The 12,738-nt window shown below is 42.0% G+C and carries 8 protein-coding genes, 2 tRNA genes, 4 rRNA genes and 1 other annotated feature; all 14 genes read left to right on the plus strand.

The window, feature by feature from the left end:
* Positions 1 to 220: 220 nt before the first annotated feature.
* Positions 221 to 1,742, plus strand: a 16S ribosomal RNA gene (locus tag ILYOP_RS00915).
* A gap of 202 nt (positions 1,743 to 1,944) precedes the next feature.
* Positions 1,945 to 4,876, plus strand: a 23S ribosomal RNA gene (locus ILYOP_RS00920).
* Between the two features lie 73 nt (positions 4,877 to 4,949).
* Positions 4,950 to 5,066 (plus strand): 5S ribosomal RNA (rrf, locus tag ILYOP_RS00925).
* 12 nt (positions 5,067 to 5,078) lie between these two features.
* Positions 5,079 to 5,154 (plus strand) — tRNA-Asn (locus ILYOP_RS00930).
* Between the two features lie 27 nt (positions 5,155 to 5,181).
* Positions 5,182 to 5,298, plus strand: a 5S ribosomal RNA gene (gene rrf, locus ILYOP_RS00935).
* Together the 16S, 23S and 5S rRNA genes with 1 tRNA gene alongside form the textbook arrangement of a ribosomal RNA operon.
* A 201-nt stretch (positions 5,299 to 5,499) precedes the next feature.
* Positions 5,500 to 5,652 carry a 50S ribosomal protein L33 gene (gene rpmG / locus ILYOP_RS00940; protein WP_013386632.1) on the plus strand — a complete coding sequence of 51 codons (153 nt, stop codon included), beginning with the start codon at positions 5,500 to 5,502 and terminating at the stop codon, positions 5,650 to 5,652.
* A gap of 29 nt (positions 5,653 to 5,681) precedes the next feature.
* Positions 5,682 to 5,757: transfer RNA gene (locus tag ILYOP_RS00945), tRNA-Trp, on the plus strand.
* 31 nt (positions 5,758 to 5,788) lie between these two features.
* Complete coding sequence (secE, locus tag ILYOP_RS00950) at positions 5,789 to 5,971, plus strand: preprotein translocase subunit SecE (RefSeq protein ID WP_013386633.1); 183 nt, start codon at positions 5,789 to 5,791, stop codon at positions 5,969 to 5,971.
* 3 nt (positions 5,972 to 5,974) lie between these two features.
* Positions 5,975 to 6,571 (plus strand): transcription termination/antitermination protein NusG, encoded by a 597-nt coding sequence (nusG, locus tag ILYOP_RS00955; protein ID WP_013386634.1) that lies wholly within the window; start codon positions 5,975 to 5,977, stop codon positions 6,569 to 6,571.
* A 71-nt stretch (positions 6,572 to 6,642) separates the two neighbouring features.
* The gene (gene rplK / locus ILYOP_RS00960; protein ID WP_013386635.1) at positions 6,643 to 7,068 is read left to right on the plus strand and encodes a 50S ribosomal protein L11; all 426 of its coding nucleotides are present in this window, start codon (positions 6,643 to 6,645) and stop codon (positions 7,066 to 7,068) included.
* An 88-nt stretch (positions 7,069 to 7,156) separates the two neighbouring features.
* Complete coding sequence (gene rplA, locus ILYOP_RS00965) at positions 7,157 to 7,864, plus strand: 50S ribosomal protein L1 (RefSeq protein ID WP_013386636.1); 708 nt, start codon at positions 7,157 to 7,159, stop codon at positions 7,862 to 7,864.
* A gap of 19 nt (positions 7,865 to 7,883) precedes the next feature.
* Positions 7,884 to 8,024, plus strand: a sequence feature (ribosomal protein L10 leader region).
* An 18-nt stretch (positions 8,025 to 8,042) separates the two neighbouring features.
* Entirely contained in the window at positions 8,043 to 8,555 is a 513-nt protein-coding gene (gene rplJ / locus ILYOP_RS00970) for a 50S ribosomal protein L10 (protein WP_013386637.1), read from the plus strand.
* Between the two features lie 68 nt (positions 8,556 to 8,623).
* Positions 8,624 to 8,986 (plus strand): 50S ribosomal protein L7/L12, encoded by a 363-nt coding sequence (gene rplL, locus ILYOP_RS00975; protein ID WP_013386638.1) that lies wholly within the window; start codon positions 8,624 to 8,626, stop codon positions 8,984 to 8,986.
* A 229-nt stretch (positions 8,987 to 9,215) separates the two neighbouring features.
* Positions 9,216 to 12,713: a DNA-directed RNA polymerase subunit beta gene (rpoB, locus tag ILYOP_RS00980; RefSeq protein ID WP_013386639.1), complete on the plus strand. Its 3,498-nt coding sequence runs from the start codon at positions 9,216 to 9,218 to the stop codon at positions 12,711 to 12,713.
* The last annotated feature ends 25 nt before the right edge of the window (positions 12,714 to 12,738 follow it).

Here is a 12,738-nt window from a genome sequence, read left to right on the forward strand (position 1 = left end):
ATAGAAAAAAATCAAAAAAATGTTTGACTGAAAAAAGGATATGTGATAATATTAATCCTGTCGCAAGGGGCCAGTAAAGCTCACGAGACAGAACAAAAGGACATTAGCAATTAAATAGAGAAGGAAGTCAAAATCGTCATCATAGATGACAAAGAAGTCCAAACAAGATTTGGACACAGTTAGGTGTTAATAATCTCGCAAGAGATTTAAATAAACTTTTTGAATGAAGAGTTTGATCCTGGCTCAGGATGAACGCTGACAGAATGCTTAACACATGCAAGTCGACTGGAATTCACCTTCGGGTGATAGTACGGTGGCGGACGGGTGAGTAACGCGTAAAGAACTTGCCCTCTAGACTGGGACAACTGTTGGAAACGACAGCTAATACCGGATATTATGGAACTGCGGCATCGCGGAACTATGAAAGGCTATATGCGCTAGAGGAGAGCTTTGCGTCCCATTAGTTAGTTGGTAGGGTAATGGCCTACCAAGACGATGATGGGTAGCCGGCCTGAGAGGGTGATCGGCCACAAGGGGACTGAGACACGGCCCTTACTCCTACGGGAGGCAGCAGTGGGGAATATTGGACAATGGACTAAAAGTCTGATCCAGCAATTCTGTGTGCACGATGAAGGTCTTCGGATCGTAAAGTGCTTTCAGGTGGGAAGAAGAAAGTGACGGTACCACCAGAAGAAGCGACGGCTAAATACGTGCCAGCAGCCGCGGTAATACGTATGTCGCAAGCGTTATCCGGAATTATTGGGCGTAAAGCGCGTCTAGGCGGCCTTTTAAGTCTGATGTGAAAATGCGGGGCTCAACTCCGTATTGCGTTGGAAACTGGAAGGCTAGAGTATCAGAGAGGTGGGCGGAACTACAAGTGTAGAGGTGAAATTCGTAGATATTTGTAGGAATGCCGATGGGGAAGCCAGCTCACTGGATGAATACTGACGCTAAAGCGCGAAAGCGTGGGGAGCAAACGGGATTAGATACCCCGGTAGTCCACGCCGTAAACGATGATCACTAAGTGTGGGGGGTCGAACCTCCGTGCTCAAGCTAACGCGATAAGTGATCCGCCTGGGGAGTACGTACGCAAGTATGAAACTCAAAGGAATTGACGGGGACCCGCACAAGCGGTGGAGCATGTGGTTTAATTCGACGCAACGCGAGGAACCTTACCAGCCCTTGACATCCCAAGAACTAGGCAGAGATGCTTAGGTGCCTTTCGGAGGAACTTGGTGACAGGTGGTGCATGGCTGTCGTCAGCTCGTGTCGTGAGATGTTGGGTTAAGTCCCGCAACGAGCGCAACCCCTATCGTATGTTACCATCATTAAGTTGGGGACTCATGCGAGACTGCCTGCGACGAGCAGGAGGAAGGTGGGGATGACGTCAAGTCATCATGCCCCTTATGGGCTGGGCTACACACGTGCTACAATGGACAATACAGAGGGTAGCGATCCCGCGAGGGGGAGCCAATCTCAGAAAGTTGTTCTTAGTTCGGATCGCAGTCTGCAACTCGACTGCGTGAAGTTGGAATCGCTAGTAATCGCGAATCAGCAATGTCGCCGGTGAATACGTTCTCGGGTCTTGTACACACCGCCCGTCACACCACGAGAGTTGGTTGCACCTGAAGTAGCAGGCCTAACCCGTTTACGGGAGGGATGTTCCTAAGGTGTGATTAGCGATTGGGGTGAAGTCGTAACAAGGTATCCGTACGGGAACGTGCGGATGGATCACCTCCTTTCTAAGGAGCACAGACGACCTTCTCTATTTATTTGGTATTGTTCTTTCCTGTAAAGGTTTGAATAATTACTGAGATGGACATTGGAAACTATATAGTAGAGAAATCAACATAAAATTTTTTTTCTGAAGAAATTTTCGAGGATGGATTTATTTCATTCGAAGTAAAATTTGCCAAGAAAGAGAGTTAGCTGATGAACAATTTAGGTTAAGATATTAAGGGCGCACGGAGAATGCCTAGGTAACAAGAGCCGATGAAGGACGTGATAAGCTGCGATAAGCTGTGGTTAGCTGCAATTGAGCATTGATCCGCAGATTTCCCAATGGGGCAACCTGCTAGATTGAAGATCTAGCGCGAAAGAGGTAAGTGGGTGAACTGAAACATCTAAGTAACCCGAGGAAAATAAAGTAAAAACGATTCCCTAAGTAGCGGCGAGCGAACGGGGATGAGCCTAAACCAATACAGTGTCAAGGATGTAGCCGTTGCTGTATTGGGGTAGTGGGAAGAACGCCTGGAGAACTACAAGGTATCCGGCAATTTTAAAGACGTAACTGGAAGGAATTGGAAAGTTCCGCCGTAGCGGGTGATAGCCCCGTACAGGTAAACTCTTTAAGTTGTGTGTTCTCTCCCGAGTAGCACGGGACACGTGAAACCCTGTGTGAATCTGCGAGGACCATATCTCGTAAGGCTAAATACTCTTGTTAACCGATAGTGAATAGTACCGTGAGGGAAAGGTGAAAAGAACCCCGGGAGGGGAGTGAAATAGAACCTGAAACCGTGTGCTTACAAGCGGTCAGAGGTCTTCGGACTGATGGCGTGCCTTTTGGAGAATGATCCTGCGAGTTACGATCAGTGGCAAGGTTAAGTATAACGGAGCCGTAGGGAAACCGAGTCTGAATAGGGCGATACAGTCGCTGGTCGTAGACGCGAAACCTGGTGATCTATGCCTGTCCAGGATGAAGCTGTGGTAAGACACAGTGGAGGTCCGAACCCACCGTCGTTGAAAAGCCGGGGGATGAGGTAGGTATAGGGGTGAAAAGCCAATCGAACCAGGAGATAGCTCGTTCTCTCCGAAATGCATTTAGGTGCAGCCTTAAGCGTTCAACTATGGGGGTAGAGCACTGAATGGTCTAGGGGGCGTACCGCTTACCGAAATCAATCAAACTCCGAATACCATAGTTCTAGAGCTTAGGAGTGAGACTATGGGTACTAAGATCCATGGTCAAAAGGGAAACAGCCCAGACCACCGACTAAGGTCCCTAATTATAGCTAAGTGGGAAAGGAGGTGGAGATTCTGTAACAACCAGGAGGTTGGCTTAGAAGCAGCCATACCTTTAAAGAGTGCGTAATAGCTCACTGGTCGAGAGTCTCTGCGCCGACAATGTAACGGGGCTAAGCTATAAACCGAAGTCGTGGAATTCAACTTTTAAGTTGGATTGGTAGGAGAGCGTTCTGTAGGCCGTTGAAGGGGAACTGATAAGGGACCCTGGAGGTATCAGAAGTGAGAATGCAGGAATGAGTAGCGAGAAAGGGGGCGAGAATCCCCCTCGCCGGAAGAACAAGGGTTCCAGGGTAAAGTTTGTCTTCCCTGGGTAAGCCGGGACCTAAGCCGAGGCTAGATTGCGTAGGCGAATGGAAAGCAGGTTAATATTCCTGCGCCGGTTATAGTTTGTGATGGAGGGACGCAGAAGGGTATGCGCGCATGGCGACGGTTGTCCATGTGCAAGCATGTAGGGTGACTTGGTAGGAAAATCCGCCAGGTTATATCTGAGGTGTTACGCGGAGTCTTCGGACGAAGGCGCAAATCCCACGCTGTCGAGAAAAGCTTCTAAACGTTAAATTATAACCGCCCGTACCCGAAACCGACACAGGTGTTCAGGGTGAGAAACCTAAGGCGTACAGGCTAACTCTCGCTAAGGAACTCTGCAAAATGGCCCCGTAACTTCGGGAGAAGGGGTGCCACTGATTGTGATAGTTACAAGCGAACTAAAGCGATTGGTGGCCGCAGTGAAGAGTCTCAAGCAACTGTTTAGCAAAAACACAGGTCTATGCTAAGCTGAAAGGCGATGTATATGGGCTGACACCTGCCCAGTGCCGGAAGGTTAAGAGGAGGAGTGAGAGCTCCGAATTGAAGCCCCGGTGAACGGCGGCCGTAACTATAACGGTCCTAAGGTAGCGAAATTCCTTGTCGGGTAAGTTCCGACCTGCACGAATGGTGTAATGACTTGAGAGCTGTCTTGGCGGGAGGCCTGGTGAAATTGTACTACCGGTGAAGATACCGGTTACCTGCAGTAGGACGGAAAGACCCCATGAAGCTTTACTGTAGCTTGGTATTGGGTTTTGGCATTACGTGTATAGGATAGTTGGGAGACTATGAAGGCATGGCGCTAGCTGTGTGTGAGTCGCTGGTGGAATACCAACCACGTAATTTTGAAATTCTAATCTGTGCTTTGTACGCATGGAGACAGTGCTAGGTGGGCAGTTTGACTGGGGCGGTCGCCTCCGAAAGAGTAACGGAGGCGTTCAAAGGTTCCCTCAGGTTGGATGGAAATCAACCGAAGAGTGCAATGGCATAAGGGAGCTTGACTGCGAGACTGACAGGTCGAGCAGGTGCGAAAGCAGGACATAGTGATCCGGCGATTCCGAATGGAAGGGTCGTCGCTCAACGGATAAAAGCTACTCTGGGGATAACAGGCTGATTTTGCCCGAGAGTCCATATCGACGGCAAAGTTTGGCACCTCGATGTCGGCTCATCGCATCCTGGGGCTGGAGAAGGTCCCAAGGGTTGGGCTGTTCGCCCATTAAAGCGGTACGTGAGCTGGGTTCAGAACGTCGTGAGACAGTTCGGTCCCTATCCACTGCAGGCGCAAGAGTATTGAAAAGATCTGTCCTTAGTACGAGAGGACCGGGATGGACAAACCTCTGATGTACCAGTTGTCACGCCAGTGGCACAGCTGGGTAGTCACGTTTGGAACGGATAACCGCTGAAAGCATCTAAGCGGGAAGCCAGCTTTGAGATAAGTACTCTGTTCTATATGAACTAAGACACCTTCGAGACTAGGAGGTTGATAGGTTGGGGGTGTAAGGACCGTGAGGTTTTTAGCTGACCAATACTAATATGTCGAAGTCTTAACCTAAATCTACTATATAGTTTTGAATGTCCATGACAGACAAAAGAATATGATATCAATATATAAATGTTGATAACAGCTTGGTGAGAATAGCTGTAGGGGTACACCTGGTCACATTCCGAACCCAGAAGTTAAGCCTGCATACGCTGAAAGTACTTGAGGGGCAGCCCTCTGGGAGGATAGGTACTTGCCAAGCTTTTAAATATGTGCTTCCATAGCTCAGTTGGTAGAGCGCGCGACTGTTAATCGCGTTGTCGCTGGTTCGAGTCCAGCTGGAAGCGCCATTACAAAATAATGAATTTTTTATATAGCTTGGTGAGAATAGCTGTAGGGGTACACCTGGTCACATTCCGAACCCAGAAGTTAAGCCTGCATACGCTGAAAGTACTTGAGGGGCAGCCCTCTGGGAGGATAGGTACTTGCCAAGCTTTTTTTATTTGTTAAGCGTCAATAACGAGCAATTGAAAAAACTTCAAATAAAAAAATAAAAAAGGTTGACACAATTCCAAAACTATGTTATTATTAATCTCGTCTTGGAAAGCAAAAGTGAAGCTCTATCAGTGAATGACCATACGAATTGGTATGGGAGGATAGTTAGTAATATCCGATAAGTGAGTGGAGGTGTAATAATGAGAGTTAATATCCAATTAGAGTGTACTGAGTGCAAAAGAAGGAATTATAGCACTGCTAAAAACAAAAAGAACACAACAGACAGATTAGAAATGAACAAGTACTGCAAGTGGGATAAGAAAGTAACGCTACACAAAGAAACTAAAAAATAATCAATACAATAACTAAGTTTACAACGTGCAGGTCAATGGCTCAATTGGTAGAGCATCGGTCTCCAAAACCGAGGGTTGGGGGTTCGAGTCCCTCTTGACCTGCCATTTTTTTATATTGAGTATTGAAGGTGGTCCTATGAAATTTATCGAAGAGATAAAAATGGAATATGCTAAGGTGACATGGCCTAACAAAGAGGAAGTGAAACACGCTACTATAATTGTTGCAGCTATGAGTGTCGCATTAAGTGTATATTTGGGAGTTTTCGACTTAATTGCTTCTAGACTTTTAGATATGCTCGTATCCAGTTTTGGAGGGTAAGGAATGGAAAAAGCTATAGTAAAAAAATGGTTCATGATCCACACTTATTCGGGGTATGAGAAAAAAGTGAAAACAGATCTTGAACAGAAAATAGAAACTCTCGAAAAAGGAGAGATCGTTACAAGAATTCTTGTTCCTGAAGAGGAAAGTGTGGAATTAAGAAGAGGTAAAAAGAAAGTTGTGGCAAGAAAACTTTTTCCTGGATATGTAATGGTTGAGATGATTGTTACTAGGGAAGAAAGTGCTGACGGCATAAACTTCAAAGTCGACTCTGATGCCTGGTATATCATAAGAAATACCAACGGAGTAACAGGTTTTGTAGGAGTAGGATCTGATCCGATACCTATGGAAGACGAAGAAGTAGAAAATATATTTAGAGTTATCGGGCTTAATGACGGTGATGATAAAGAAGTAAAAGAAACGGTTCAAATTAACTTTAGTGTCGGAGATTATGTCGAGCTTCTTGAAGGTGGACTTTCTGGACACGGAGGAAAAGTAGCTGAAATCGACATGGAACATAAAAGAGTCAAAGTCATGGTCGAAATGTTTGGTAGGATGACTCCTGTTGAAGTAGGTTTCGACGGTGTCAAAAAAGCCTAAGCTACGCTTTCGGCAAGTGGGAGATAACAAATCAATATGACCACAGATATTATGGAGGTGCAACTTAAAAAATGGCAAAAGAAGTAATCGGATTAATTAAGTTACAATTACCAGCGGGAAAGGCTAATCCAGCTCCACCAGTAGGACCTGCATTAGGACAACATGGTGTTAACATCATGGAATTCTGTAAAGCTTTCAACGCTAAAACTCAAGATAAAGCTGGATGGATTATACCAGTAGAAATTTCTGTTTATAACGATAGAAGTTTTACATTCATTCTAAAGACTCCACCTGCATCTGACTTACTTAAAAAATCTGCAGGGATCAAATCTGGAGCTGCTAACTCTTTAAAAGAGACAGCAGGAACAATCACTAAAGCACAACTTAAAGAATTAGCAGAAACTAAAATGCCAGACTTAAATGCTGGAACTATTGAAGCAGCTATGAACATTCTTGCTGGATCTGCAAGATCTATGGGAATAAAAATAGTAGACTAATTTTTGGGAATCGGCTTTATTTATAGAGTGAAAATAAGTGGTAGGAACTAAAAATTCCGCTTAACCACAGAAGGAGGAAAGTTAAGGAATGGCTAAAAGAGGTAAAAAATACTTAGAGATAGCTAAACTAGTTGAAATAGGGAAGCTTTATGATGTAAACGAAGCTTTAGAGCTTGTTGCAAAAACAAAAACTGCGAAATTCGTAGAAACTATAGAGGTTGCTCTTAGATTAGGAGTAGACCCAAGACATGCTGACCAACAAATAAGAGGAACTGTTGTTCTTCCACATGGTACTGGTAAAAATGTAAAGGTTCTTGCTATAACTTCTGGAGATAATGTGCAGAAAGCTCTAGATGCAGGTGCAGATTATGCAGGTGCAGAAGAATATATCGAAAAGATCCAACAAGGTTGGTTTGACTTTGATGTAGTTATAGCTACTCCAGACATGATGCCTAAACTAGGAAAATTAGGAAGAGTACTTGGAACAAAAGGACTTATGCCTAACCCTAAATCAGGAACAGTAACACCAAACATTGCTCAAGCAGTATCTGAATTCAAGAAAGGGAAGCTTGCCTTTAGAGTAGACAAATTAGGATCTATTCATGTACCTATCGGTAAGGCAGATTTCGACGGTGTAAAAATCGAAGAAAACTTCAAAGCTTTTATGGCAGAGATCCAGAGGTTAAAGCCATCAGCTGCAAAAGGTCAATATCTTAAAACTGTAGCAATATCCCTAACAATGGGACCAGGGATCAAAATGGATCCACTTCTTGTATCTAAGTACTTAGGTGCATAATAGTATTAGTTGGATGAAAATTTAATATATATCCAAACCAAAGACCGTAGGTGGCACAAGCCTTAAACATCCTACCGAGGTTGGGGCAAGTTATCACTAACCTCAAGTATGCTTTCAACCTCCGTTCCTGTCTTTGGATCGGGGGTTATTTTTCAGAAAAAGAGGAGGTGAATAGATAATGGCAACTGAATTAAAAAAACAGGTTATAGATCAACTAAGCGAAAAGATCAAAAAATCTGATTCTATTGTTTTCATTGACTATAGAGGTTTAAAAGTTAATGAAGAAACAGAATTAAGAAAACAGATCAGAGAAGCTGGAGCAGAATACATCGTTGCTAAAAACAGACTTTTCAAAATAGCTCTTAAAGAAGCTGGAGTGGAAGATAGTTTTGACGATGTATTAGAAGGAACTACGGCATTTGCATTTGGATATGGAGACGTTGTGGCGCCTGCTAAAGTAACTTATGAATTAGGAAAAGAATTAGCTCTTAAAAAGAGAGATATATTCAAAATAAAGGCTGGGTTACTTTCTGGAAAGAGAGTTGATGTTTCTGAAGTTGAAGCACTGGCTAAACTTCCATCAAGAGAACAACTACTTTCTATGGTGTTAAATGGTATGCTTGGACCTATCAGAAAACTTGCATATGCAGCTGTAGCTGTAGCTGACAAGAAAGAATCTGCAGGAGAATAATCTCCTTAAGATGAAAAGAACAATAAAAATCTTATTATAGAAGATAATAAAAAAGGAGGAATAATTAAATGGCATTCGATAGAGAAAAATTCATCGCTGATTTAGAAGCAATGACAGTATTAGAATTAAAAGATTTAGTATCAACATTAGAGGATCACTTCGGTGTAACTGCTGCTGCTCCTGTAGCTGTAGCTGCTGAAGCTGGAGCTGCTGCTGCAGAAAAAACTGAGTTTGACGTAGTTATAACAAGCGCAGGTGCTAAGAAGATAGCAGTAATCAAAGAGCTTAGAGCTATCACTGGACTTGGACTTAAAGAAGCTAAAGACTTAGCTGAAGCTGGAGGAAATGTTAAAGAAGCTGTTTCTAAAGAGGAAGCTGAAGAAGTAAAAGCTAAATTAGAAGCTGCTGGAGCTACTGTAGAAGTTAAATAGTCTATTTTTTAACTTTTATTAAATCCTACTAACAATTTAAAAAAAATAGGCACTCTTAATTAAGAGTGCCTTTTTACTCATTTATAGAGTAGTGGCCTTGAAATAAATAAAACGCGAAATATTTTAAATATGAAGTTGATATCTAATCTGTGTAAAACAGTATTTTCAAACAGATTATTTTTAATAGGTTAGGTATCAACTATTAAGAACTAACAAGGGGTGTGAAGTAATGGGGAAACTTGTTAAAAGAATGAATTTTGGAAGAATAAAAGAAAGAGGAGCGATGCCTCACTTCCTAGAATTCCAATTAAATTCCTATGAAGATTTCCTACAAGCCAAAAAAGCTCCAAATACGAGAGAAGATAAAGGACTTGAATCGGCTTTTAGAGAAATTTTCCCTATTGAGTCTTCTAACGGAGACATCAAACTTGAGTACCTTTCTTATGAACTGCACGAAGCAGAGCCACCAATGAATGATGAGCTTGAGTGTAAAAAGAGAGGTAAAACCTATTCTGCCTCATTAAAGGTAAGGCTTAGACTCATAAACAAGAAAAGTGGAAACGAGATACAAGAAACATTGGTATACTTTGGTGAGCTTCCTAGGATGACTGAGAGAGGGACTTTCATAATTAATGGTGCAGAAAGAGTAGTAGTGTCACAGCTACATAGATCACCTGGTGTTTCTTTCAACAAAGAACAAAACATACAGACAGGTAAGGATCTATTTTCAGGAAAAATTATACCTTATAAAGGTACATGGCTGGAATTTGAAACAGACAAAAATGACTTCTTAAGTGTCAAAATAGACAGAAAAAAGAAAGTTTTAGCAACTGTATTTCTAAAATCAGTAGATTTTTTCCAGGACAACTTGGAAATCATGGAAGAGTTCTTTAAAATAAAGGAACTTGACCTGACTAAATATTATGAAAAGTATAAAGAGAGAGAAGAATTAGTAAGTATTCTGAGAACGAAGTTTGAAGGTAGCTTCGTAAAAGAAGATATATTCGACGAAGAAACTGGAGAAATACTAGCTGAGGAACAGACAGTTATTGATGAAGAGTTAATCGAAAAAATAGTAGATATGAAACTCGAATCAATAAATTACTGGGAAGTAAGACCAGAGGAAAAGATACTTGCAAATACCTTGCTGGCAGATACCAGTGAAAATAAAGATGAGGCTGTCACAGAGGTATTTAAAAAACTAAGACCTGGAGACCTTGTTACAGTTGATTCAGCAAGATCACTTATCAGACAGATGTTTTTTAATCCTCAAAGATACGACCTAGCTTCAGTAGGTAGATACAAAATGAATAAGAGACTGAGACTAGATCTTCCTGATGATCAAGTAGTATTGACAAGAGAAGACTTAGTGGCATCGATAAAATATGTTCTTGGACTTCATAACGGTGCAGGACACACAGATGATATAGACAATCTTTCAAACAGAAGGGTAAGAGGAGTCGGAGAACTTCTGTTGATGCAGATAAGATCAGGACTTGTAAAAATGGGGAAAATGGTAAAAGAAAAGATGACTGTACAAGATGCAGGGACCCTTACTCCACAATCTCTTTTAAATACGAGACCTCTTAATGCATTGGTTCTAGACTTCTTTGGTTCCGGACAGCTTTCACAGTTTATGGACCAATCCAACCCACTAGCTGAACTTACTCACAAGAGAAGGATTTCAGCGCTAGGACCAGGTGGACTTTCTAGAGAAAGGGCAGGATTTGAGGTACGTGATGTACACGATTCACATTATGGTAGAATATGTCCTATAGAAACTCCAGAGGGACCAAACATCGGTCTTATAGGATCTCTTGCTATCTATGCTAAGGTTAATAAGTATGGGTTTATAGAAACTCCATATATAACTGTAAAGGATGGTAAAGCGGATTTTGATGACATAAAATATCTAGCTGCTGACGAAGAGGAAGGACTCTTTATAGCACAGGCAGATACAGTTGTAGGAGAAGACGGAAACCTTGTAGGAGAAGTTGTTTGTAGATTTGGACATGAAATAGTTCATGTATCAGGTGAAAAAGTTGACTTCCTAGATGTTTCTCCTAAACAGGTTGTTTCAGTATCAGCTGGACTTATACCTTTCCTAGAGCATGATGATGCCAACAGAGCACTTATGGGATCAAACATGCAAAGACAAGCGGTACCATTATTGAAAGCAGAAGCACCTTTTATAGGAACAGGACTAGAAAGAAAAGTTGCTGTAGATTCTGGAGCAGTTGTGGTGTCAAAGGTTAAAGGGAAAGTTGTAACTGTAGATGCAAATAAAGTAGTAGTACTAGATGAAGATAAAAAAGAACATTCTTATAGACTATTAAACTTCGAAAGATCCAACCAGGCGATGTGTCTACACCAGAAGCCACTTGTTGATCTCGGAGAAGAGGTAGAAGTTGGAACTATACTAGCCGATGGACCTGCTACAAAAGGCGGAGATTTGGCACTTGGTAGAAATATCCTGATGGCATTCATGCCTTGGGAAGGATACAACTTTGAGGATGCGATTTTGATTTCTGATAGACTGAGAAAAGATGACGTATTCACGTCAATTCATATAGAGGAATATGAGATAGAAGCCAGATCAACAAAATTAGGTGATGAGGAAATCACAAGGGAAATTCCTAATGTATCTGAAGAAGCTCTTAGAAACCTTGATGACAGGGGAGTAATCAGAGTAGGTGCAGAAGTAGGACCTGGAGATATACTTGTAGGAAAAACTACACCGAAAGGTGAAACAGAACCTCCTGCAGAAGAAAAATTACTCAGAGCTATATTTGGAGAAAAAGCAAGAGATGTAAGAGACACATCTTTAAAAATGCCTCATGGAGCTAAAGGTACTATTGTTGAGATACTAGAGCTTTCTAGAGAGAACGGCGATGAACTTAAGGCTGGGGTAAATAAACTGATAAGAATATTTGTAGCTGAAAAGAGAAAAATAACTGTTGGAGATAAGATGTCAGGAAGACATGGTAATAAAGGTGTAGTTTCTAGAGTACTACCTGCAGAAGACATGCCTTTCTTAGCTAACGGAACACATCTTGACGTAGTTATCAACCCTCTTGGAGTTCCTTCACGGATGAATATAGGTCAGGTACTAGAAGTACATTTAGGACTTGCAATGGGAGACTTAGACGGCGGAACATACATAGCCACTCCTGTATTTGATGGTGGAAATGAAGCACAGGTAAAAGATTATCTTGAATCTTCAGGATTCAGCAGAACAGGTAAGGTAACACTGTTTGATGGTAGAACAGGGGATAAATTTGACAACCCTGTAACTGTAGGTAGGATGTATATGCTTAAACTTCATCACCTAGTAGAAGATAAAATGCATGCTAGAGCAATCGGTCCTTACTCACTAGTCACTCAACAGCCACTTGGAGGTAAAGCTCAATTTGGAGGACAGAGATTAGGTGAAATGGAAGTTTGGGCTCTTGAAGCTTATGGGGCAGCAAATATTCTACAGGAGATGCTAACTGTTAAGTCAGATGACGTGGCAGGAAGAACAAAGACATACGAGGCTATTGTAAAAGGTGAAGAAATGCCAGAGCCTGACTTACCAGAATCATTCAAGGTACTACTTAAGGAATTCCAGGCACTAGCTCTTGATGTAGAACTCTTTGATACTGATAAAAATATTATAAATGTAAATGAAGAGCTAAACAAAGAAGAAACAATAACGGAGTTCTCTTTAGCAGACCTTAAAAATTAAGATTGTGGTCGTATGGAACACATAA

The sequence above is a fragment of the Ilyobacter polytropus DSM 2926 genome (assembly GCF_000165505.1).
GTDB classification, from domain to species: domain Bacteria; phylum Fusobacteriota; class Fusobacteriia; order Fusobacteriales; family Fusobacteriaceae; genus Ilyobacter; species Ilyobacter polytropus.